The organism is Pseudarthrobacter sp. CC12 (assembly GCF_039907755.1).
GTDB classification, from domain to species: Bacteria; Actinomycetota; Actinomycetes; order Actinomycetales; family Micrococcaceae; genus Arthrobacter; species Arthrobacter niigatensis.
This window is the reverse complement of record NZ_JARDJH010000010.1, coordinates 49,755-71,019: the sequence shown is the minus strand read 5'-3', so window position 1 is coordinate 71,019 and position 21,265 is coordinate 49,755. Positions and strand designations below refer to the sequence as shown.

General features: G+C 65.1%; 19 protein-coding genes, 4 pseudogenes and 1 riboswitch. Of the genes and pseudogenes, 9 read left to right on the top strand and 14 right to left on the bottom strand.

Annotation, left to right across the window (positions count from 1 at the left end):
* Positions 1 to 585 precede the first annotated feature (585 nt).
* On the bottom strand, positions 586 to 948 hold the full coding sequence (locus PV772_RS09825; protein ID WP_347886010.1) for a hypothetical protein: 363 nt from the start codon (positions 946 to 948) through the stop codon (positions 586 to 588).
* A 408-nt stretch (positions 949 to 1,356) separates the two neighbouring features.
* Here PV772_RS09825 and PV772_RS09820 point away from each other — a divergent pair, with 408 nt between their 5' ends.
* A complete protein-coding gene (locus PV772_RS09820; RefSeq protein ID WP_347886009.1) occupies positions 1,357 to 4,062 on the top strand; it encodes an AMP-binding protein in 2,706 nt (901 codons plus the stop codon).
* Between the two features lie 115 nt (positions 4,063 to 4,177).
* Here the strand turns inward: PV772_RS09820 and PV772_RS09815 are convergent, their stop codons facing one another.
* The 3 genes and pseudogenes from PV772_RS09815 to PV772_RS09805 all read right to left on the bottom strand — a co-directional run bounded on the left by PV772_RS09815 (position 4,178) and on the right by PV772_RS09805 (position 6,046).
* Complete coding sequence (locus PV772_RS09815; RefSeq protein ID WP_347886008.1) at positions 4,178 to 4,402, bottom strand: DUF3188 domain-containing protein; 225 nt, start codon at positions 4,400 to 4,402, stop codon at positions 4,178 to 4,180.
* A 278-nt stretch (positions 4,403 to 4,680) separates the two neighbouring features.
* Positions 4,681 to 5,315 (bottom strand): annotated as a pseudogene (locus PV772_RS09810) (DUF3105 domain-containing protein).
* Positions 5,316 to 5,344: 29 nt separating this feature from the next.
* A complete protein-coding gene (locus PV772_RS09805) occupies positions 5,345 to 6,046 on the bottom strand; it encodes a DUF305 domain-containing protein (protein ID WP_347886007.1) in 702 nt (233 codons plus the stop codon).
* Positions 6,047 to 6,769: 723 nt separating this feature from the next.
* Here PV772_RS09805 and PV772_RS09800 point away from each other — a divergent pair.
* Positions 6,770 to 7,207 (top strand): hypothetical protein, encoded by a 438-nt coding sequence (locus tag PV772_RS09800; protein WP_347886006.1) that lies wholly within the window; start codon positions 6,770 to 6,772, stop codon positions 7,205 to 7,207.
* Between the two features lie 549 nt (positions 7,208 to 7,756).
* Here PV772_RS09800 and PV772_RS09795 read toward each other — a convergent pair.
* A complete protein-coding gene (locus tag PV772_RS09795) occupies positions 7,757 to 8,059 on the bottom strand; it encodes a DUF4193 domain-containing protein (protein ID WP_347886005.1) in 303 nt (100 codons plus the stop codon).
* Positions 8,060 to 8,368: 309 nt separating this feature from the next.
* Here PV772_RS09795 and PV772_RS09790 point away from each other — a divergent pair.
* Both PV772_RS09790 and ccsB read left to right on the top strand, forming a co-directional pair.
* Positions 8,369 to 10,016 (top strand): annotated as a pseudogene (locus tag PV772_RS09790) (cytochrome c biogenesis protein ResB).
* Positions 10,016 to 11,116: a c-type cytochrome biogenesis protein CcsB gene (gene ccsB / locus PV772_RS09785; protein WP_347886004.1), complete on the top strand. Its 1,101-nt coding sequence runs from the start codon at positions 10,016 to 10,018 to the stop codon at positions 11,114 to 11,116. The pseudogene PV772_RS09790 and the gene ccsB overlap by 1 nt, the downstream one beginning before the upstream one ends.
* A 198-nt stretch (positions 11,117 to 11,314) precedes the next feature.
* Here the strand turns inward: ccsB and PV772_RS09780 are convergent, their stop codons facing one another.
* Positions 11,315 to 11,944: a hypothetical protein gene (locus tag PV772_RS09780; protein WP_347886003.1), complete on the bottom strand. Its 630-nt coding sequence runs from the start codon at positions 11,942 to 11,944 to the stop codon at positions 11,315 to 11,317.
* 104 nt (positions 11,945 to 12,048) lie between these two features.
* On the opposite strand from PV772_RS09780, the gene PV772_RS09775 reads away from it, so the two are divergent.
* Complete coding sequence (locus PV772_RS09775; protein ID WP_347886002.1) at positions 12,049 to 12,414, top strand: hypothetical protein; 366 nt, start codon at positions 12,049 to 12,051, stop codon at positions 12,412 to 12,414.
* Between the two features lie 249 nt (positions 12,415 to 12,663).
* On the opposite strand, the gene PV772_RS09770 is transcribed toward PV772_RS09775, so the two are convergent.
* The 3 genes and pseudogenes from PV772_RS09770 to PV772_RS09760 form a co-directional block, all read right to left on the bottom strand.
* Positions 12,664 to 13,482, bottom strand: coding sequence for a M23 family metallopeptidase (locus tag PV772_RS09770; RefSeq protein ID WP_347886001.1), 819 nt, complete (start codon positions 13,480 to 13,482; stop codon positions 12,664 to 12,666).
* A gap of 10 nt (positions 13,483 to 13,492) precedes the next feature.
* Positions 13,493 to 13,739: riboswitch (cyclic di-AMP (ydaO/yuaA leader) on the bottom strand.
* Positions 13,740 to 14,123: 384 nt separating this feature from the next.
* Positions 14,124 to 14,417, bottom strand: a pseudogene (locus tag PV772_RS09765) (transposase); the annotation flags it as partial.
* Positions 14,418 to 14,486: 69 nt separating this feature from the next.
* Positions 14,487 to 14,981 (bottom strand): DUF3093 domain-containing protein, encoded by a 495-nt coding sequence (locus tag PV772_RS09760; RefSeq protein ID WP_347886000.1) that lies wholly within the window; start codon positions 14,979 to 14,981, stop codon positions 14,487 to 14,489.
* Between the two features lie 400 nt (positions 14,982 to 15,381).
* Here PV772_RS09760 and PV772_RS09755 point away from each other — a divergent pair, with 400 nt between their 5' ends.
* Positions 15,382 to 15,954: a recombinase family protein gene (locus PV772_RS09755; RefSeq protein WP_347885999.1), complete on the top strand. Its 573-nt coding sequence runs from the start codon at positions 15,382 to 15,384 to the stop codon at positions 15,952 to 15,954.
* A 303-nt stretch (positions 15,955 to 16,257) separates the two neighbouring features.
* On the opposite strand, the pseudogene PV772_RS09750 reads toward PV772_RS09755, so the two are convergent.
* The 5 genes and pseudogenes from PV772_RS09750 to PV772_RS09730 form a co-directional block, all read right to left on the bottom strand.
* A pseudogene (locus PV772_RS09750) lies at positions 16,258 to 16,597 on the bottom strand (YnfA family protein).
* Between the two features lie 33 nt (positions 16,598 to 16,630).
* On the bottom strand, positions 16,631 to 17,161 hold the full coding sequence (locus tag PV772_RS09745; protein ID WP_306971241.1) for a DinB family protein: 531 nt from the start codon (positions 17,159 to 17,161) through the stop codon (positions 16,631 to 16,633).
* A 28-nt stretch (positions 17,162 to 17,189) separates the two neighbouring features.
* The gene (locus PV772_RS09740; RefSeq protein ID WP_306971242.1) at positions 17,190 to 17,675 is read right to left on the bottom strand and encodes a GNAT family N-acetyltransferase; all 486 of its coding nucleotides are present in this window, start codon (positions 17,673 to 17,675) and stop codon (positions 17,190 to 17,192) included.
* Positions 17,676 to 17,710: 35 nt separating this feature from the next.
* On the bottom strand, positions 17,711 to 18,058 hold the full coding sequence (locus PV772_RS09735; RefSeq protein ID WP_306971243.1) for a metalloregulator ArsR/SmtB family transcription factor: 348 nt from the start codon (positions 18,056 to 18,058) through the stop codon (positions 17,711 to 17,713).
* Between the two features lie 72 nt (positions 18,059 to 18,130).
* Positions 18,131 to 18,871, bottom strand: a complete 741-nt coding sequence (locus tag PV772_RS09730; protein ID WP_347885998.1) for an MIP/aquaporin family protein — start codon at positions 18,869 to 18,871, stop codon at positions 18,131 to 18,133.
* Positions 18,872 to 18,916: 45 nt separating this feature from the next.
* Between PV772_RS09730 and PV772_RS09725 the strand changes: the two genes are divergently transcribed.
* From PV772_RS09725 to trxB, 3 genes are all read left to right on the top strand, one after another.
* Positions 18,917 to 19,591, top strand: coding sequence for a metalloregulator ArsR/SmtB family transcription factor (locus PV772_RS09725; RefSeq protein ID WP_347885997.1), 675 nt, complete (start codon positions 18,917 to 18,919; stop codon positions 19,589 to 19,591).
* Positions 19,592 to 19,736: 145 nt separating this feature from the next.
* Complete coding sequence (locus tag PV772_RS09720; protein ID WP_347885996.1) at positions 19,737 to 20,159, top strand: arsenate reductase ArsC; 423 nt, start codon at positions 19,737 to 19,739, stop codon at positions 20,157 to 20,159.
* 24 nt (positions 20,160 to 20,183) lie between these two features.
* Positions 20,184 to 21,161 carry a thioredoxin-disulfide reductase gene (gene trxB / locus PV772_RS09715; RefSeq protein WP_347885995.1) on the top strand — a complete coding sequence of 326 codons (978 nt, stop codon included), beginning with the start codon at positions 20,184 to 20,186 and terminating at the stop codon, positions 21,159 to 21,161.
* Positions 21,162 to 21,265 lie beyond the last annotated feature (104 nt).

Sequence of the window (21,265 nt, the reverse complement as noted above, 5' to 3'; positions counted from 1 at the left end):
CACTGCCGTTGACAACGGACTCCCTGTAGCCAAGGAACTCGGGACCCTGGCTCCTGCCGATATAGACGGCCTTCCCCGCGAAGCTGTCATGCTTCATGACCCATAAGGTGATCCGCGCCCCCAAGGCAGCCGTGTCCCCGGCAAAGGAGGCGTCGATGGTCTTCTGCCGTTCCTTGGCGGAGGCAGGTTCCTGCTGCTGGCAAACGCCAGCACGGACGGGTAGGGGTCGAGGTGTCTGGCGCCCATTTGCAGGACACAGGTGGCGCTGAAGCAAAACCCGCCCGTCGCCCACTGGCGTTTATCGGCATAAATGTCGAGCTGTCTGGCTGGTCCATACACTCCGCCGGCCGCACCCGCTGTCCGCGAACCCAACAGGACGGGACCCTCCGCTAAAGGGATGTCTGCAACAAGTGCACAGCTCGGGCCTTAAACTGGCGGAGCCCCGGTCAAATAGCGGTTGACCGAAGCTCCGATCGAATTATGCTCACACTAAGCTTGTAGTTCGCTGGGTGCACAGAAGCGTACGAGGACTTTTCGGACGCGACGGGTCAGCGATGTTACGTCCTAACGGTTCACTGCGTGGCGCTACTTGCTGGTGGGCGTCGGCGTTGGGGTGATGCCGCACGCTTGGAGCAATGCCGTGACCGAGGCGCCTGGCACCTGGTCCCCGGCCTTCGCGATCTGCTCCAGAGGGGTAACGAACTCGGCCGGGACGCCTGCGGCCTTCGCTGCCGGGAGCAGGCCTGAGAGGACCTGCTGGTCCTGTGCGCTGAGCTGCCCGTCCTGCAGAGGCGAGCAGATCTGGCCGCGTACCGCGTCGGCGGCGGCCGTGGCTGCCTGAGATGCGGCGTCGCTGGCGATGCCTTTCGCGGCGTCCTGCACCTGGCCACAGCCAGCCACAAGCAGAATGAACGGGGCCCCGATGAGAGCTGCAAGACGACGATTCATGCCCTCATCGTAGTCGCGGCACCCGAGACGCACGAACGGTCGGCGCCGCGGGCCAACGGGCGGTGATTGCTCCGGGGGAACACCTTCAGGACAATCGATTCTGCCTGGTGGCCTGCCGGACAGTGTCTCCTTTCCGGCGCCGCCGAGCAGCATCAGGTTGCTGCCCAATCCGACGCTTCCCGTTCGCACCACAGGGAAGGCCCCGTCGGATACGCTGTGCCGCGCGGGCGGATGCCCGCGGTCCGGGACCATTGACGGTTTCGGCGAAACGGTCATCGGCCACAACAGTTGGTCGAATACTCGTTTCATACCCTGCCAGCCCGGATGACCCCAACGCTTTAACGTCACGAAAGCGTTTCCTAATTCTTCCAGTTGAAGTTAGGCAAGCCTACCCTCTATGGTGGCGCGGTGACTCTTCCCCTTGAAATCGCGGGGGTTGCCTTTGCCGCGGGGCTTGCCCGCCATGGCGACCGGCCCGCCATCCTTAACGGCGCCCGGGCCGTCACCTACAGTGAACTGGCCGGGCGCGTGCAGGATTTCGCGCACCGTCTGGGCAGTTCCCGACGGCTGATCGTGCTCGCCGCCGACAACAGCATCGACGCCCTCGTGGCCTACCTCGCCGCGCTCTCCAGCGGCCATCCGCTGCTGCTGGCCCCCGCCGGCAACCCCGCCGCCCTCGCCTCCCTCGTGACCGCCTACGATCCCGACCTCGTCATCCGCCCCGCTGCTGGCGGGCCGGGGGCGAATGCGCTGGAGCTCGATGAGGTCCGCACCGGGACCATCCACGAACTGCACCCGGACCTGGCACTGCTCCTGAGCACGTCCGGCTCCACAGGGTCCCCCAAACTCGTGCGGCTTTCGCACAGCAACCTGCAGTCCAACGCCGAATCCATCGCCGAGTACCTGTGCATCACCGCCGAGGACCGGGCCATGACCACTCTGCCCATGTACTACTGCTACGGGCTCTCGGTCATCAACAGCCACCTGCTCCGCGGTGCCGGGTTGGTACTGACCGGCCTGTCCGTGGTGGATGAATGCTTCTGGCAGCTGTTCCAGAACCGCGGCGCCACGTCCTTTGCGGCCGTGCCCTACACGTTCGAACTGCTGGACCGTGCCGGTTTCGCCGACCGGGACCTGCCCACCCTTCGCTACATCACCCAGGCCGGAGGACGCCTGGCACCGGAGAAGGTGACCCGCTACGCACGGTTGGGCCGCCGCAAGGGCTGGGACCTGTTCGTCATGTACGGGCAAACCGAGGCCACGGCCCGGATGGCTTACCTGCCACCGCACCTGGCCGAGGCGAACGCCGGAACCATCGGCGTCCCGGTTCCCGGAGGAGAATTCCGGATCGACCCTGTCCCCGGCCTGGATAACCCTGGAGACCCGGTTGACCTTGGACAAGGGCACGGTGAGCTTGTCTACAGCGGGCCCAACGTAATGCTCGGCTACGCAAAGGAGTCCGCAGACCTCGCCCTGGGCCGCACGGTGCAGGAACTCCGCACCGGAGACCTCGCCCGGCAGCACACCAACGGGCTCTTCGAGGTGGTGGGACGGCGCAGCCGCTTCGTAAAAATCGCGGGCCTGCGGATCGACCTCGGCCAAGTGGAAAAAATCCTCGCCGGCCTCGGCCTCAAGGCAGCCTGCGCAGGGACGGACGCCCAGTTGGTGGCCGCCGCCGAAGGAACCCACGACGAGCGGATGCTCGCCAAAACGCTCGCCCAGGAGCTCGGCCTGCCGCGCGCCGCCGTCACCGTTCACGCCGTTCCCGAGCTGCCCCGCCTGGCGACCGGCAAGACCGACTACCCCGCCGTCCTTGCCCTCGCCGCTGTCTCTCCTAGTAACGCGAAGTCGCCTGCCGCCGCCGTTCCGTGGTCAAGCACCGGGGCGGGCGGCACCGGTGCTTCCGGCACAGCCGTCGTTCTTGGAAGCGGACCTGACGACGATGGCACGGACCCCGCGGGCGGGTCGCCCGCGGACGTGAAGCGGATTTTCGCTGACGCCCTGGAGCGTGAGGACATCGGCGAGGACGATACGTTCGTCTCGCTGGGCGGCGACTCGCTGTCCTACGTGGCGGCGTCGGTCCGGCTGGAGCGGGCTTTGGGCCATCTGCCGGCAAATTGGCACGTGACGCCCGTCAAAGACCTTACGCCGCGCGGGACAAACCAGCCCAGGCGCAGGCTCCGGCGGATCATCGCGCCGCTGGAGACCAGCATCGTGCTGCGGGCCGTCGCGATCCTGACCATTATCAGCACCCACATCGACCTGATCCGCTGGCCCGGCACGGCCCACATCCTGATGGCCGTGGCCGGATACAACTTCGCACGCTTCCAACTGGGCGGCGAGCGGCTTCCCCGGTTGCGGCGCCAACTCCGCAGCCTGGCCAGGGTGATTCTGCCTACGGTGGCGTTCATCGGCGCGGTGATGCTGCTGGCCGGCGACAAGTTCCACTACACCACCGCCAACCTGTTCCTGCTGAACACTATGATCGGGCCCGCGGGCTGGACGGACGCCTGGCACTTCTGGTTCATCGAGGTGCTGGTCTACGTCCTGGTGGGCATGATCGCACTGCTGTCCATCCCGTGGGCACACCGCGCGGAGAGCCGCTTCCCGCTGGCGTTCCCCCTGGCACTCGTGGGCATCGGTCTGCTGTTCCGCTACAACCTGCTGCCAGTCGACATCCTGCACACGCGCCCCGTGCTGTGGCTCTTCGCCCTCGGCTGGGCCCTTGCCCGGGCCCGGACCTGGCCGCAGCGCCTGGCACTCTCCATCCTGGCGGCGCTGACCCTGCCGGGCTACTTCGATGACCCCCGGCGCGAAGCCACCATCCTGGCGGGCATCCTGCTGATTGCCTGGATTCCGGCCATCCCGTTACCCAGGGTCCTTCACCGCGCCGTCGGAGTCGTCGCCAGCGCGTCGCTGTATATCTACGTCACCCACTGGGTGGTCTTCCCGGACTTCAAAGACAGCCAACCAGTACTGGCAGTGGTGCTGTCCGTGGCCGCAGGCATCGCATACTGGGCCATTGCCGTGCGGATCATGGGCGCCGCGGAGCGCGGCCAGTCCTGGCTGTGGAGACGCTGGCGGGCCCGACGGCGGCACACAACTCCCGCGTAGAAACCCCCAGAAGGCAGTCAGTTCCGCGTCCTGTCCGGCCGGTTCCCCGCAAACGGATCGGATGCAGTCAGCAGGTCTGCCGCCAGCCGAAACTACGCCCCAGCTAGGCGGGTGGCTACTTCCGGAGGCTTTTCTGTACCTTGTGGCCGCGGATGACAACGCCTGCGCTGTGAAGCACCAACCCCACACCGATGACGGCCAGCGAAGCGAAGGTCAGGGTCTCGTTCCTGAAAACTTGCCCCAAAATAGTGAGAACGATTCCGACGGCGATCGCTCCCATCGCACCGAAAACAACGGCTTTGTAGGAGGCAGATGCAGTCGCCCAAAACTCATTCAACACCACCCCAGCATACCTGCCAGCTTGCCCCTAAGCGTTTGCCGTGGCCCCGGTTCTACGCGGCGCCGGTCAAGACCATCACTGAAACCTCCCCGCGCCGGCCACCCCACCTATCTGGCCCGCCCCGCTATCCGCTAATGCATCTCCCTGATGGGCGGCAGCGGAAGGAGCGACACCGTCCAGACCGCGGGTTTGTCTGCTCACCGCCTCGTCGCGTCATCCACCCGCTGGATCTACCCTGTCCACACTATGCAGAGTGCACTGGGGCGGAGGGCGCGCGGTCAGCCCTGGACGCCGCCGCTGCAGACGGCCCCGGGTTCGGGGGTCTGCGGGCCCTGACGGTACTTCTGGATGAACGCCGCCAGGCGCCCGTCGCTGCTGCTGTCCACGGAGAGCTGTTTCCCCCAGGCGGTTATGGTCACGGGCGAAGCCTGGCCGGCGACGGACTGAGCAGAAGGTAGTCCTGGCTTCCGGCCAGGGAAGTCAGTTCGGCGACCTGCTCCTTGGGAAGGTCCGGCCGGTAGGAGAGCCAGACCGCGCCGTGTTCGAGGGAGTGGACGGCCTGCATCTGCTCCACCGGGACGGTGTAGGTCCCGCAGTTCGTCCACACCGGGGCGTGGTCTCCGCCGGTGGCCGGGGTCCGGGGGTAACTGACGGGTTCGCGAGTGTGGTTCCGGGACTGGCCGGGGTAATCCTGCTCACCCTCGACGGGCCGGGCTGCGGCCGCCTTGGCCTGCTCACCCTGCTGCACATCACCGACGAGCACGAACGTCACGGCACCGATGATCGAAGCGACCAGAACCTCGCCCGTGCCGTAGATCAGCCACGACCTCCGCCTGTCGGCGGCGCGCTGCCTGGTCTGGATGGCCTTCAGGATGGCTTTTCGTTCCGCGGCGCTCTTCCGTGATGCCGGCATTGTGGTTTCTCGCTTTCTTCGAAAGGGGGTCAGATCCTGCCGCGCAGTTCCTGCAGGGCGGTGATCTCCGCGGTCTGGGCGTCCACGACGCGGGCGGCGAAGTCCCGGACCTTGGACGTCTCGGCCAGACGGACGGCGGCCCGGGCCATCTCGACACCGGCCTGGTGGTGGCGGATCATCATGTCCGTAAAGAGCCGGTCGGCCGCGGCGCCGGAGGCCTCGCGCAACGCTTGCATCTGTTCGGCGGTGGCCATGCCACCCATCCCGCCGGTGCCCTGCATCCCGCCTCCGGCGTCCGGTGTCATGGTGTGCCCGGCGCCGGTCTCTGCCCCCATCCACGCCCCGGGCGGTGCGGTGCCTGCCTGGGGCAGGCCCCAGTCCTGCAGCCAGGCGAAAAGCTGCCCGTTCTGCTGCGGCTGGGAGGTGGCGATGTCGTAGGCGACAGCTCGGATCTCCGGGTTGGCGGACTTGTCACGGATCAGCAGGGCCATTTCCACGGCCTGGGCGTGGTGGGCCTGCATGTCACGGGCGAATCCGGCGTCGGCACCGGCATCAGATACCTGCGCGGGCGCCGGGGCTGCGGTCAGCCGGCCGATGGCGAAAAACGCCGCGGCCGTGAGGACCACGACCGTGACGAAAACGACCCACAGCCGCATCGTCCGGGGCCGTTCTGCCCCGGGCTGGGGGGTGTCCGGTTCGTCGGGAACGGATGAGGGGCTGCCGACATCCATGCCCACATGATATCCGCGCCTCCTGGCCGGTCCCGCGGGTTCATGGTTTGACCGAACAGCGCCTCTGAGTGGAGGGGGTATCGGCAGCGGGTCCTCTCCTGCGGGGTGAGGCCCCGTTCCGCTGCGTCAGCGCTCTCTCGTGATGGCGTTCCGACGACCCGCCATCGCGTCCCGGCGCCTCAACCTGTTCAGTGGTGTGCCCGCTGAGTAGCCGCATCAGCCACCTGATGATGCCGCCGGAGCCAGTGCCCCTGGACCCTCGTTCGTGGCCCCCGCGCACGTGTCTGCGGTCATGCCCGCCGTACCCACGGGCGTCCCCCCTGCCATACCCATGGCTGTCACGCCCATAACGGCGTATCCGCTGCCGTGTCCGATGCCAGTTTGTTTTCTGCCTCCGGCCGGTCCCTTAAGTGCCGGCGCATGGGAACCGACATGCCCGTGAAAGGCAATGGCCCCTGACGGGCTGGTGGTTCCATCAAAGAGCGACTTTTCCGCCAGGCGATGCGAGCGTGTGTCAGTAGGCCGGCCAACGGTGAAGGGGTCAGGCGGCTGCTTACGGCCCCAGCCGGCTTCCTGCCGGTTCTTGGCCGGGGCGGGTTCCTGCCCGGTAGCGGATGCCAGCCCGGACAGGTAAAGGTCGGGATGTCCCCGTCTGCACGCTTCGGTGCTCGCACGGTACGGGAACGTGGGTGCCGGAGCTGATTGGCCGGGTAGATTGGAGGGATGGCATACCTTTCTCCTCTGTTTCGGCGCGCCCTTTGCAGTGTGGCTGCGGCCGCTGTCGTGGGGGCCGTGTCAGGCTGCGCCGGGCAGGTCTCCGCGGGTAACGCTGACGTACCGGCATGGCAAGCCGCCGCGCTTCCCGCCGGTTCGGGGACCGTAGCAGCGGACGCCGGCAGAATCCTCAACGGGCAGCCGGTGGTTCACACAAAGGACGTGCAGGCAGGCAGCTATGCGTTGACGCTGGTGTGCGAAGGCGGCGGCAAGGCCTTCCTGGGCGTGCGCTCCGGCGGCAACGAGGTGATGGAACTGGGGGCGGCCTGCAACGGCACCAAAGAGACAGCGAAAGTCAGCGTACCCGAAACAGGCCCGCTGGAAATACGTGCGTCCAGTGTGGATGCACCCCTGCTCTACGCCTACCAGCTGACGGCTGCCGGGTAGGTAGGTGGCTGGCCAATACTGCCAAGAGGGAGGCCGGCATTGATCTCCGCAGTGATGAGCTGCACACCCTGGATGCGCCGGATTTCCCCGTACGTCGGCGTCGCCGGCGCCGCTCGCGCCCGAGATTCCCACGATCCGCCATTGCCAGTGGCTGTACCGTGGGAAGCGGCGGGTCCCCGGGCAGATAGGTCGGCCACGGCCTCTGCCAGCGAGGAGCGCAACCCCTTCACAGGCCTTGGTTTCCGCCCGCGCTAAAACCAGTGGCGCAGTAGCCGTGGCGAAGCTGGCCGTTGTAGATGCGCTGACGACGGGGAGCCATGAGTTAACCTGGTCGGGTCCCTGACCTGCTGTGGCCCCGCAACAGCTGGCGATACCGCCAATGCAGGTCCGAACTGAATCGACTACGCGGACAAAGCCTACTTTGGTACCCTAAGGATCAGATCTTCGCCGATGAAGGGAACCGGCGCCCGGGCGGCCGCGCAGCATAAAAGATTGCAGTGCCGGCCCAAGCGACCAAGGTACTGCTGGCTCCGGGCATTTTCTCAAGAGTCAGCCTTCGCATTCAAGGCAGGAAGCGTGCCCGTCCCTTCCGGCGGCAATCTGTGAACGGTGCCGGACCAGGAAACAGGAGTAGCAGGTGAACTCGTCGTCCTTTTGCGGGATGACCTCGATGGCCAGCACCTCATCGGAGAGGTCAGCGCCGGGCAGTTCCACACCATCGGTCGTGTCAGCCTCATCCAGCGCGCTGACCACACTGCGGGCGTCCGGGGCGTTGGCGGACCGGAGGGCCTGAAGCGTGGCATTACGCGATTCTGCAACATCGGGGCGTGCTTCGTCGTAGTCGGTGGCCACCTTGATTCTCTTTCGTTGTGCTTTCGTGGGAATGAACCGTACCTTATGGCATTTTGACGGCGAGGCCGGGCCGTCAAGCCGACCTCGCGTCCGAGGGGCATCCGGCCCTGACGTCAAAGGCTCCGGCAACCCGGCGAATTGACGGCCTCTTGTGATCCTATGAAGGTATACACAACCATTACTTCTACGTATTGTAGAAGATCCGGTGGAGGCCACGCCCCGACGCCGAAGACCTGAAAGTAGCCGATGCCTGTACACACTGCTCCGGGGAACCGAACTGTGGTTCCCCCGCCGCTGGGGCTGCCCGGCATGCTGCGCTGGGCCTGGACCCAGCTGACGAGCATGCGCACGGCACTGTTCCTGTTGCTGCTGCTGGCGGTAGCCGCGGTGCCGGGGTCGCTGTTTCCGCAGCGGCCCGCGAACCCTGCCGTCGTGGCTCAACACATCAAGAACAACCCTGACTACGGCAGGATCCTGGACGCGCTCCAGCTTTACGATGTGTATTCCTCAGCCTGGTTCTCGTCCATCTACATCCTGCTGTTCATCTCCCTGATCGGCTGCGTTGTTCCCCGCGCCATCGCGCACTACAAAGCCATGCGGTCGCAGCCGCCGCGAACACCCAAACGGCTGTCCCGGCTTCCCGAATACGGGACGCTCGTGCTTCCGGCGGAAGCCGGTGTCCCTGCAGCGCGCGCTATTGAGGACGCGGCGGCGCTCCTGAAAAAAACGCGGGTACCGCGTGGAAGTAAGGGACGACGACGCGCTGCCGTCTGTGGGGGCCGAACGCGGCTTCCTGAAGGAGGTTGGCAACCTCGTCTTTCACACTTCCCTGATCGGCGTCCTGGTCTGTGTCGCCATCGGGGGGATGTTCGGCCACCGGGGACAGAAGATCCTCGTCGAGGGCGACACCTTCGTGAACACCCTGGTCAGTTACGACAACTTCGCACCGGGGACCAACTTCCAGAGCACCCAACTGGATCCCTTCACCGTCACCCTCGACAAATTCGACGTCCGCTTCGACCGCGAATCAACCAAGCAGTTCGGCCAGCCGATCGACTTCACCGCCACCCTCACCACCCGGGACGGACTGAACGCACCACCACGGCAGCAGATCCTGAAAGTCAACGAACCGGTGTACTTCGGCGAGACCGGGATGTTTCTTGTCGGCAACGGCTACGCCCCCGTGATCACGGTGAAAGACGGAAACGGGCAGACCGCGTTCAGCGGGCCCGTCGTGTCCATTCCCACCGATGCCGTCTTCACCTCCACGATTGTCGCCAAAGTTCCTGATGCCGGACCGTCCCAGCTGGGCTTTGCCGGTTTCTTCCTGCCATCCGCAATCAAAAACGATGGAGGGGTCGCGTACAGCTTCGATCCGGACCCCCTGAACCCGCAACTGAACCTGAACTCGTACTACGGCGACCTCGGCCTGGATGATGGGAAGCCGCAAAACGTCTACAACCTGGACGTACAGAAGCTGACACAGCTCAACGGACGCGGCCTCCCTGCCGGCGGAATTGTCCTGAACGCCGGGCAGACCTACACCCTGCCCGAGGGCAAAGGTTCGATCAGCTTCGACGGACTCAAACGCTACATCGGCGTGGACATCCGGACAGTTCCGGGCCAGGCCGGTGTCCTGGTGTTCTCGCTGCTGGCAGTCGCCGGGCTGATCACCTCCCTTTACGTGAACCGCCGTCGCGTCTGGGTCCGGGCCGGCAACAATGAGGATGGCAGGACCATGGTGGAGTACGGGCTCCTGGCCCGCGGCGAGGACCACCGCCTGGCCGCGGAGGCCGCGGCCGTGCGGGCATTGCTGGCCGGGCAATGGCAGCTGAACCCCCGGACGGCTCCCAGCGGTCAGGCGGATAATGACGTGACAGACACCCCCCGGGCACAGCCGACAGCAGGCTTCGACCAGTCAACAGCCGGCCCGCACGAGCAAACGAAGGAAAACTAATGCCTACCCTGAACGAGACCATGGGCGCCTACAGCGAGCTCTTCATGCTGCTCGCGGCCGGCACGTACACAGTGGCCTTCATCGCCTTCGCCTGGGATCTGGCCAAGAGCAGCAAGACCCTGCGCGCGGTGGACCTGAAGGCGGCAGCACTGTCCGGCGCCGAGGCGGCCAGCGTCCCGGTGGGCGCCGGCGTCGGGGCCTCCGGCGGGGCTTTTGACCGCGCCGACTCCGAGGTGGCCGGGCCGGTCGGCCGGGCCGAGCGCCCGACGTCGTCGGTCTCCGGCAGCCAAGGCAGCGGGGCAGGCCTGACCGCCGACGGCGGTATGCGCTACGGTGCTGAACGCCGCGTTCCGGCCCGGGTCGCCGTCGCCCTCGCGGTACTCGGGGCCGCCATCCACGCCGCCGGCGTGATCACCCGGGCGCTCGGCGCGGGCCGGGTGCCGTGGGGGAACATGTACGAGTTCCTGACCACCGGCGCGTTCGTGGCCGTGGCGGTCTTCCTGGTGGTGCTGATCCGCCGCGACCTGCGCTTCCTGGGCACGTTCGTGATTGGCCTGGCCATCATCATGCTGGTCGCTGCCTCCGTCGCGTTCTGGACGCCCGTGGGGCACCTTGTTCCCGCGCTGCAGAGCTACTGGCTGATCATCCACGTGTCCATCGCCGTGATGTCCTCGGCCCTGTTCACCCTGACCTTCGCGATGTCCGCGCTGCAGCTGGTCCAGTCGCACCGGCAGAAGACCGTTGCCGCCGGAGGGGCGGACAAGCTGGGCTTCATGCGCCTCGTTCCGAATGCGTTGAGCCTGGAGAACCTGTCCTACCGGATCAACGCCATTGCTTTCGTGGGTTGGACGTTCACGCTGATGTTCGGAGCCATCTGGGCGGAGAAGGCCTGGGGCCGGTTCTGGGGCTGGGACACCAAGGAAGTCTGGACCTTTGTGATCTGGGTGGTCTACGCCGGCTACCTGCACGCCCGCGCCACCCGAGGCTGGACCGGTACCCGCGCTGCCTGGCTCTCGATCGTGGGCTACCTGTGCGTGGTCTTCAACTTCGCCATCGTGAACCAGTTCTTCAACGGCCTGCACTCCTACTCAGGGCTGTGATCACGGCAGGCTCACGGCGGCCAGCCAGAACCCCACAGCCTGGGCATGACGGTCAGAGTGCAGTAAGTGGGGGTTAATCGCCTTCGGACTGTGCATCCCCGAGCCCGACGGCGTGGAACGCACAAGGCCTACCCGATCATCCTGGGCTTGTCGATGGGCCCGATAGCAGGTCGGCGCGTACAGGGGCAAGGTAGCTGCTCAGGGCAATGGAGCGCTCCGCGGGGCAGGCCGACGGCGCAGGAAGACGGCAGCCCCGCCGGCCAGCAGGCTCAGCAGGAGCAGCACCCACCCCGCAACCGTGAGCGCCGATGCGAGGGCCACGGCGCCGGCGTCGGGAACCGTAGGCGCCAGCGCCGCGTCGATGGTGACGTTTCCCCACAACCGCACCACGGCAAACAGCAGCGGCAACGTCCACAAGGCCCAGCGGAATTCCTTCTTCGTGACCCTGGTGCCGATGAGCAGCAGCCAGCTTAAGCCAAAAATCAGGGGGAACAGCGTGCCGGCAGTCTTGTGGACATAGTTCAGCTGGCCGCGGGCATCGTCGTCCATGGCTGCGTGCAGCTGGGCGGCATAGTCGGCAGAGAACCCGCCGATCAGCGAATCAGGCATGGCCAGTCCGTTGGACAGTTGCGTCATCTGGTTCAGCGTCAGCAGATGCAGGTACCAGAACAGGAAGACGCTGGCCACGACGCCGGCGATCACAATGAGGTTGCTGTTGCTCTGGGCCCTCTGCGGCGTCCGTGAGGAAATAACCGGGGGCAGCCCGTGCTCGGGGACTACGGCCTTGGCGCCGTGCTTCCTGATCCGCTGGGCGGGGGTCTTGGCCATGGCCCCATTATCCCGTACCTGGTGCTCTGCTCTTGTTGACAAACCACATGAGGGGGGCGTCGCATGGGGCAATGGGTGTTGATACGCAGCGCAGGGCACGGTGGATGGCTTCCCTAATCATGCTGGTCCTGGCCGGTGCGAGCGTGGCCATCGCCCGGGTTTCGGAAGCCACCGGCGCGGTGAGGCAGTTCGAAACTACCGCCCTGATACCCGCCATCGCCGTGCTGATCATCGTCATGGCCGGCTACCTGATCAGGGGCCGGTCCGCCGGCCAACCTATGGTCCTGACCCGCCTGAAATGGAAGTACCGCGTCCTGACAATCGCCGCGATAGCAGGCGCGGCAATCACCTGGTTGCTTTCTATGGCCCGCCCCCACGACCTTCTGATCGCCGCCTACATTCCCGCCGTTCTGGCGAACCTGATCTTCAACCTTTTCGACCGACGCACACCACCTCCCACAAGGGCCTAACAGAGCAGAACACCTATCGCCCAACCTTCACGGATCAGGCAGAAGGCAACCTCAGATCGGGGCTCACCAACCGCAGAATCCGTGCTGAACGTGTTCGGCCGAAGGTGCACGGTCGTTGGAAACCACAGTCTCTGGTGGCCCGGAAGCGGGCGTCCGCCTGTGCCCTCCATCGCGCTAGAGCATCCGGGATTTGTATGTCACATTCAGGTCACGGCAACTCACGACGGTTTGAGAGCTTGCCATCAGGCTTTAGAGCCAGCCGTTGGGGTCGACAACTTGACCGTTGACTTCCACCTCGAAGTGGAGGTGGCAGCCGGTGGAAGCGCCCGTGGTCCCGCTGAAGGCCACAATGTCCCCCCGGGACACTTTCTGACCCTGGGTCACGTTAAAGGAAGACAGGTGGTTGTATGTGGTTTTCAGGCCATTGCCGTGATCCACGACCACGCGGTTTCCTCCGCCATACGGGTGCCAACCTGCGAAGGTGACGGTGCCTGCGGCAGCGGCCAGGACGGAAGTGCCGCACTGCGCCACAAGGTCCTGTCCCCGGTGGAAGTCCCCTGAGCCGCCCGTGATGGGACTGACCCGGTTCCCGAACGGCGAAACCGTGGTCATTGCAGCGAGCGGGGCGCCGAGAGTTCCGGCGGAGGCTGCGCGGGTGATGGAACCGGCCGACTGGGCACTGAGTAGCTGTTTCAGCTTGCCGTCCGGGTCCGCCCGGGTGCCAACGGCGGACCGGCTGAACTCGATCCGCGCTCCCGGCGCGGCGGAAATTTCAGGCTGCGCGGCGGCGGCAATGGAAGACAAGGGCTCACCCTGTTCCTGTGCTGCCATCATCGGCCCGGTCACCGGAACACTCACGGTGAGTACCAGACCCGATGCTGCCAACGCGATGCCGGCCTTCTGGCCCATGCCACTGGCACCGGCGAAATCAGTGATCTGGCGGAAGGGCCCCCGGCGGCGGCGTGCTTCGCGGTGCGGATCGCGGGGCCTCTCCGCCGTATGAGCCTCGGCCACCCGGGGCGCCGGAGCGGGGCCTGTCGCGCGTCGGCGGCCCCTGGAGTACTGCATGGCCAAGACTTTTTCCTCTCTGGATAGCCTGCGAAGTTAGCTGTCGGATTCGGATCAGAGAGTTCAAAGACCCGGTCCGCCGTAACATGCACTTTGCGCAGAGGTATCCCGTGAGGATCCTTGGCTCGAAGTGGGCTTGCTGCTGACGGACTTCACCCCGAGGCAGTCCTGCGACTGCCGGTTGTGGTTCCTCCGCCTCTGCCAGTTGGTGACTCGTGGGCACCTGATCCGCTGGCAGAGCTCGGCTCCGGATCAGGTAACGCTTTGGTATCGATGCTTGAGGTCAAATACTAGTCGAGAAATCCGACGGTAATAAATCCGTTATCTTCCGGAACGGCACGTCACTGCGCCCGGTGGGAAGAGCATCTGGCGCGAACGATGCGCCGCGGACTACGCCGAAGGGTTGGCTCAGTCACGGAAGCGACCTTGGAGTAATCGAGTGGTCGTTCGGGATGGGTTGAGTGCTTCCTGTCGTCCGTGACAATCAATCCCGATGTTGCGAACGCCGTCATTGGGAACTGGGATCCATGGTCTGGCGACGCCGGATCTGTTGCTTGGAACAGTTGTCAAATGTAGGACAGTGTGCTGCTTCTTCCCGTGTCGAAGAATGTTGAAGCGATCTATAAGTTCTCGGAGTGGCCCGTCAGCCCATAGCCGCATGCGGCCTTCCAACGCAGATCGAAAGTCAAAGCCTCGGCGGTTTCCGGGTTAGAGAGGCCCTGCAGTGCCTGCAACACCAGCACCGGCCCGATCACCGGCGCCGGAACGGAGGGCCGGCCCCGCCGCGACGGGAACAGGTCCTCCATCATCGAATCCGGAAACAAGCGCCCCCGATGCCTGGCCAGAAAAGCAAAGATACTGCCCGGAGCCAACAACTCCCCGGCCAGCGCTTCCACATCCAAATACCCGCGTTGCGCATCCTCGCGTCCCTGCATAAGACCAGTCTCAACCGCCACGCCCACCAGTCCAGCCGACGCGCCCCACATCCGCCGATTAGCAGGCTCCTAGTGCCGCTGGGCTGACAGGGCCGCGATCAGTTGGTCGGGGTGCCGGGTGGACGCCAGCCAGTACGGGGTCCGGTCGGAGGGATCGGTGATCTCGATCCGGACCACCGGATCCACCCAGCCACGGATGCACAGAAACGCCAGGCCATTGAGCCGGGTGCCGCGTTCCGCCGTCGCTTCGGCGCGGCGGAACGCCGTCGTGGTGCCGACGAAGCTCCGTTCGATCGTGGCCCGGCCCACACGCAGCGTTGACCCGGTCACCTGGATTGTCGGGGTGGAGCGGACCAGCACTACGAAAATGATGGCGAACAGCACAATAGCTCCGGTGATCCCGGCCGCGATGCTGATGGGCGCCAGAATCAGGATTACGGCGCTCGAGAAGCCCGCGGAGACCAGCCAGATCCAGAAGTTCGGCCAGAGCTTCTCGGTGTAAAGAACGCTGGCGTCACCGGGTGCGCTCTTTTGGGCAGGCGCAGCTCCACTGGATTCAGGCATACGGCCAGCTTTCCACTTTTCCCGGGCTATTTCATCTTGGCGGCGGCCGTGGCGGCCCGTGCGCCACCGGCCCCGCGCCCGGGGCGGGGGTTACGTCCGTTAGCGTGGTGTAGAGGCCCCGGTCACCTACACCTTTACCGCCCAAACCCACCCAATAGAGGACAACCCAAGCTGGTGCCCCTCGCGAACTAAATGACGGGTCCGTGAGCATGAATCCCCGCCGTCCAGGACCAATGCGCACAAAATCTAACGCTTAGTCATTGTTGGCGTCCGGTAACGATCGTTCGCAAGACACTCCCAGTCGAGTTCTAAAAACCGCGGAAGCACGGGATCTCATTTGTAATGCTTCACGTGTACCCAGCTATGTAACGTCTAGTCGGGTTACTGATACATTTTTGGGATGCGTATCGGATACGGACGGGTCTCCACCCATGACCAGCACCCCCAAGCCCAGCACGACGCCCTGACAGCGGCCGGCTGTGAGCAGATCTTCCTCGACACTGCCTCCGGAAAACTCGCCCGCAGACCCGAACTCGACAAGGCGCTGCTCTCGGCCAACCGGCCCGGTGATCAGCTTGTCGTCACCAAACTCGACCGGCTCGGGCGGTCGCTGGAAAACCTCATCGATTTATCCAACACGCTGCAGGAACGCGGCGTGGACCTCGTCGTTCTGGACCAGGGCATCGATACCTCCACCGCGCTGGGACGGATGTTCTTCCAAATCCTTGGCTCGATCGCCGAGTTCGAACACGCCCTGATGTCTGAACGGACCCGTGACGGTCTGGCGGCCGCCCGTGCGCGTGGCAGGACGGGCGGGCAGAAACCAAAACTGGGGCCCCGCCAGGTCAGGCTGGCGCGGGAAATGTATGAAGAAAAGGGGCCCGACGGCAAGCGTGCACACACGGTCGAGCACATCGCCCAGGAATTCGGCGTCACCCGGCCCACCATCTACCGGCACCTCGCCAAACCATGAACGACGGCCATCACATGGAACAGCAGAACGACCAGCATATCCATGAGGTACGGCCGTTCAGCAGATAAGGACTTCTGAAGTTGCTCTGCGCCCTATGCTCACGGCCCCACAAGCGCTCAGTCATCGCTTACAACCACTGAAACCAACAGAACCTAATCACCTTAGATTGCCCCTGACGACACTCTCAGGAGTGCCGGGCCCTAGAGAATTGTGCGGAGGTCGAGGGTGTGAGCACTGTGGCCGCGTTTCGATGCCGGAGACCTGGCGTTGGAGGCGGAGAGATGCACGCCAAGCGCCAGTATCTCAACCTGCGTTGCGCGGTGCGAACATGATGACGGCGACCCCGAGCAGGCAGATCGCCGAGCCTGTGATGTCCCACCTGTCGGGCCGGAAACCGTCAAAGGCCATGCCCCACAGCAGCGACCCGGCGACGAACACGCCCCCGTAGGCGGCAAGGATCCGGCCGAAGTGGGCGTCCGGCTGCAATGTCGCAGCGAAACCGTAAATTCCGAGGGCGATGACGCCCAGTCCGGCCCACCATCCAGGCTTTGCCTTCCCTGACGGATTGCCAGACCAGCCACGCGCCGCCGATTTCCGCGGCAGCGGCAAGAACGAACAGCAGGATTGTCTTCGCGATAGTCACAGGGCCATCCTTGCAGGCGTGCGGCCAGGCGGATTACCGGTGCGGGCGGTCCAGGCTGAGTTGTCCTGCATGGAAGTCGAAGTGTTTTGTCGGGTACGCGTAGACGTCGTTAAGTGTCATTGTGGGCGTGAAGAATGGATCCCACCGGTCCGGGAAGGGCATCGATCTGGACAGGGATGCTGTGCTCTCGCGCTCCAGCCGGCGGGTGATGACGTTGATGGTTTTGTCGAATTTCCGGGCCATCCGCCGCTGGTTGAAGTAGACCGCCGCCATACGGGAGCCCCAGTAATTGATGACGTCGAACGGGAGTGTGCCCGCGTTCAGCGCTGAGGCGAAGGCCTTGCCGATAGGTGAGGGGAGCCGGGTGATGAGGTGGACGAGTGGAAGCAGTGCGCGGACCACCATGTAGCCGAAAACCATGTGGAAGAGCAGTTCTTCGTTGGTCCACTTCGTGCCGTTGCTCTTGTGGCGAAGCTCCTCAGCGGTTGCACCGGCCAGCCACTTATTGAGCTCGGCCAGTGCCCGGCTGTAGCCGGCCAGAATGTCTTCCTTGGTCGGATTCACGTTGCCCTCCACGACCTTGGTGGGTTGGTTAGATGCTGGGTGAGCGGTGTTCAATCAGGAGGGTGTCACGCCATTGGCCGTTCAGTGGGCCGTGGTTCATGCGGGCGATGCGCCGGCGGCGGCCGACTATGACGAAGCTCTTACTCAGATGAAGTTTGAGGCTGGACTCGTTCTCGGGGAAAACGCTGGCCTGGACAGTCCAGATGCCGTCGCGCTCGGTGGACCTGATAAGCGCTTCAAGGAGCGCTTTGCCGATACCCAGACCCCGGGCAGTAGAGGCTACGTACACAGAGTGTTCGACCACACCGGAGTAGACGGGGCGGGCGGACACGGGCGAGACGGCAGCCCAGCCGACGATCGCGCCGTGCGCGGTTGCGGCGACGAGCCGGTGTTGGGGAAGCCGGGAAGTGTCGAACCGGTCCCAGTCGGGTGCCACGGATTCGAAGGTGGCGTGGCCGGTGTCGATTCCCTCCTGGAAGATGTCCCGAACCTCCGGCCAATGCTCCTGACGCATCGAACGAATCGTCAGACCTGGCGGCGCCTCTGTCGTCACAGGCTCTCCAGCAGTCCTGCGGTGCGTTCCAGGGCGCCGGGGACGAGCGAGAAGTAGGCCCAGGTACCGCGTTTTTCGCGGTGCAGCAGACCGGCGTCAACGAGGATCTTCAGGTGGTGGGACACGGTCGGCTGGGTGAGATCCAGCGGATCGGTCAGGTCGCAGACGCAGGCTTCGCCACCTTGGGCGCTCTTGACGATGGACAGCAGCCGCAGCCGGTTCGGGTCGGCAAGGGCCTTGAAGACCGCCGCCCTGTCGTTCGCCTCGGCAGCGCCCAGGCTGGGCGCTGCCGGCGGGCAGCAACCGGTGTCCGTGGCTGGTTCAAGCAGCGGCAGTGAGGTCATCTATCCATTATGCCCCGATATTGACGTTCATCAATGTGTCGCCAAGTGAGTGGTTTTTTGCCTGCGGGAAGACTATGGCTTTGTTGCCTTGGCGCTGTGCGGGATAACGACGTTATCGGCAGCGCGGGAGGCGGCCGGGAACAGCAGGAGCACCAGGCCCAGACCGATGGCCGCGCCGATCAGTTGAGCGATCACGTAGGGTGCCACCGATCCCGGCGCGATACCGGCGAAGGTTTCGCTAAAGACCCGGCCGATAGTCACTGCGGGGTTTGCGAACGAGGTCGAGGACGTGAACCAGTACGCAGCGCCGATATAGGCACCGACGGCGGGTGCTGCGAGGGCGCCGCGGTTGGTAGCTGCAAGGGTGAAGATCAGCAGGATCAGCCCCGCCGTGGCGACAACCTCACCAAGCACGTGCCCGGTGGTGGCACGGTCCTTGACGGAGATGGACGTTCCGACCTCAAACATGGCATTGGCCAGGACGCTGCCGCCGATCGCCCCGGCCACCTGCGCCGCCAGGTAGGCGCCCACGTCCGGCAGGGAGAGTCCTGAGCCGCTGCGCCGGCCCAGGAACCAGTCGGCCAGGGACACGACGGGGTTGAAATGCGCGCCGCTGACCGGACCGAAGACCAGGATCAGCACCGTCAGCCCCAGAACGGTCGCTGTGCTGTTCTCGAGCAGCTGCAGGCCCACGTCATTGGGTGAGAGCTGCTGGGCGGCGATCCCGGAACCAACGACGATGGCAACGAGCAGTGCGGTCCCGAGTAATTCAGCAAGGGCGCGGCGCCACAACGGCGGCTGGTGTGAAGTCATGAAACCAGCTTGACCGAAAGAATTAACTCAGTCAAAATTGAATCAATGAAAACTGAGGCAGATGAATCTTTCCAGGCGAGGGTGGCCAGGCATGCGGCTCTTGCCGATCCGGCACGCCTGCGCATCGTGGACCTCCTGACACTCGGGGACCTGTCTCCCACCGAGCTGCAGTCGGAGCTGGGCATGCCCTCAAACCTGCTGTCGCACCACCTCCGAACCCTGGAAGACGCCGGCTTGGCGACACGGCACCGGTCCGAAGCGGACAAGCGCCGCAGTTACTTCCGGCTTGCGGCCGGGGCCCTGGATGGACTGGTGCCCGGAGTGGTGCAGAATGCCGGTCGCGTCCTGTTCGTCTGCACCCGCAACAGCGCCCGCTCCCAGCTGGCCGCTGCCCTGTGGCGGCAGGTCAGCAGCATCCCGTCGGCCTCTGCCGGAACACACCCCGCGGACCGCATCGCGCCCGGCGCGGTCGACGCCGCGCGCCGCCATGGCCTGGACCTGCCCGACATCGCCCCGCGGTCCCTGGATGAGGTGGCCGCAGCGGCAGACTTCGTCGTTACCGTCTGCGACAACGCCCACGAGGAACTGCCCGGGATCCGCTCCGTCCACTGGTCCGTTCCCGACCCCCTACGCCTGGGAACAAAGGTGGCCTTTGACCGAGCCTTTGATGACATCGCCCACCGCATCACCGACCTCGCGCCCCGCCTCAGCGCCGCATGATCACGCTGAACCACCACAACAAATATTGACATTCATCAATGTATAGCCCGATACTCGCTATATCGATCATCATCAATATTCGGTTGGGGAGCGTTACCGGCACCATGCAGTCCACACATCACCAATCGATTCCAGGAGAAATACCGTGAGCACCGAAACCGCCAAGAAGCCCTCCGTCCTGTTCGTCTGCGTCCACAACGCCGGGCGTTCCCAGATGGCCGCCGCTTTCCTCACCACGCTGGGCAAGGGCCAGATCGAGGTCCGCTCCGCCGGGTCCCAGCCGGCTGACAAGATCAACCCCGCCGCCGTCGAAGCCATGGCCGAGGTCGGCATCGACATGTCAACCGAGGTCCCCAAGGTCCTCACCACCGAAGCGGTCAAGGAATCCGACGTGGTAATCACCATGGGCTGCGGCGACGAATGCCCCTACTTCCCCGGCAAGCGCTACGAGGACTGGGTCCTCGAAGACCCCGCCGGCAAGGGCGTCCAGTCCGTCCGCCCCATCCGTGACGAGATCAAGACCCGCATCGAGGGCCTGATCGACTCCCTGATCCCGGCCGCCAAGTAACCCGGACCCCTAAGGAACACGCCCATGAGCAACGAACAGCTGATCATTATCGGGTCCGGCCCCGCCGGTTACACCGCCGCCATCTACGCCGCCCGCGCCGGGCTGGAACCGCTCGTGCTGGCCGGCTCGGTCACCGCGGGCGGGGCCCTGATGAACACCACAGAGGTGGAAAACTTTCCCGGCTTCCCCGGCGGGATCCAGGGCCCTGAGCTGATGGACGGGCTGCAGGAACAGGCCGAGAAATTCGGCGCCAAGGTCGTGTTCGACGACGTCACCGACGTCCAGCTGTCCGGTCACCTGAAGACCGTCGTCACCGGAGCCGGCGAAACCCACCAGGCCCCGGCGATCATCCTCGCCACCGGCTCCGCGTACAGGGAACTCGGCCTCCCTGAAGAGAAGAAGCTCAGCGGCCACGGCGTCTCCTGGTGCGCCACCTGCGACGGGTTCTTCTTCCGCGAACAGGACATCATCGTCGTCGGCGGCGGCGACTCCGCCATGGAGGAAGCAACCTTCCTGACCCGGTTCGCGAGGTCCGTCACCGTCGTCGTACGCAAGGATGAACTGCGGGCCTCCCGGATCATGGCGCAGCGCGCCAAGGACAACCCCAAGATCAGCTTCGCCTGGAACTCCGCCATCACCGCGATCCACGGCGACCGCAGGGTCACCGGCGTCACCCTCACCGATACTGTCACCGGTGAAACCCGCGAGCAGGCCGCCACCGGCATCTTCGTCGCCATCGGCCACCTGCCGCGCACCGAACTGGTGGCAGGCCAGGTGGACCTGGACGAGGAAGGCTACATCAAGGTCGATGCCCCCACCACGGTCACCAACCTCTCCGGCGTCTTCGCCTGCGGCGACGCGGTTGACCACCGCTACCGCCAGGCCATCACGGCCGCCGGAACCGGCTGCGCGGCCGCCCTGGACGCCGAACGCTACCTCGCCGCCCTCGATGATGCAGACAGCATCGCCACCGCGTTAGTCGAAGAACCCAGCCACGCCTAAACCGGGAACAGGGAGGGGGTGAGCGCAATGACCAACGGATGCTGCGGCGACTCAGGTTGCTACGACGAGGACTGCTGCTAACCCAATCCCCGGGCGCCTGCCGG

Excerpts from the sequence above, each read along its gene's own strand:
- PV772_RS09825 (WP_347886010.1), bottom strand. The coding sequence starts at position 948 with ATGAATCGTCGTCTTGCAGCTCTCATCGGGGCCCCGTTCATTCTGCTT.
- PV772_RS09805 (WP_347886007.1), bottom strand. The coding sequence starts at position 6,046 with ATGGATGTCGGCAGCCCCTCATCCGTTCCCGACGAACCGGACACCCCC.
- PV772_RS09800 (WP_347886006.1), top strand. The coding sequence starts at position 6,770 with ATGGCATACCTTTCTCCTCTGTTTCGGCGCGCCCTTTGCAGTGTGGCT.
- ccsB (WP_347886004.1), top strand. The coding sequence starts at position 10,016 with ATGCCTACCCTGAACGAGACCATGGGCGCCTACAGCGAGCTCTTCATG.
- PV772_RS09780 (WP_347886003.1), bottom strand. The coding sequence starts at position 11,944 with ATGGCCAAGACCCCCGCCCAGCGGATCAGGAAGCACGGCGCCAAGGCC.
- PV772_RS09775 (WP_347886002.1), top strand. The coding sequence starts at position 12,049 with ATGGCTTCCCTAATCATGCTGGTCCTGGCCGGTGCGAGCGTGGCCATC.
- PV772_RS09770 (WP_347886001.1), bottom strand. The coding sequence starts at position 13,482 with ATGCAGTACTCCAGGGGCCGCCGACGCGCGACAGGCCCCGCTCCGGCG.
- PV772_RS09760 (WP_347886000.1), bottom strand. The coding sequence starts at position 14,981 with ATGCCTGAATCCAGTGGAGCTGCGCCTGCCCAAAAGAGCGCACCCGGT.
- PV772_RS09755 (WP_347885999.1), top strand. The coding sequence starts at position 15,382 with ATGCGTATCGGATACGGACGGGTCTCCACCCATGACCAGCACCCCCAA.
- PV772_RS09740 (WP_306971242.1), bottom strand. The coding sequence starts at position 17,675 with ATGCGTCAGGAGCATTGGCCGGAGGTTCGGGACATCTTCCAGGAGGGA.
- PV772_RS09735 (WP_306971243.1), bottom strand. The coding sequence starts at position 18,058 with ATGACCTCACTGCCGCTGCTTGAACCAGCCACGGACACCGGTTGCTGC.
- PV772_RS09730 (WP_347885998.1), bottom strand. The coding sequence starts at position 18,871 with ATGACTTCACACCAGCCGCCGTTGTGGCGCCGCGCCCTTGCTGAATTA.
- PV772_RS09725 (WP_347885997.1), top strand. The coding sequence starts at position 18,917 with ATGAAAACTGAGGCAGATGAATCTTTCCAGGCGAGGGTGGCCAGGCAT.
- trxB (WP_347885995.1), top strand. The coding sequence starts at position 20,184 with ATGAGCAACGAACAGCTGATCATTATCGGGTCCGGCCCCGCCGGTTAC.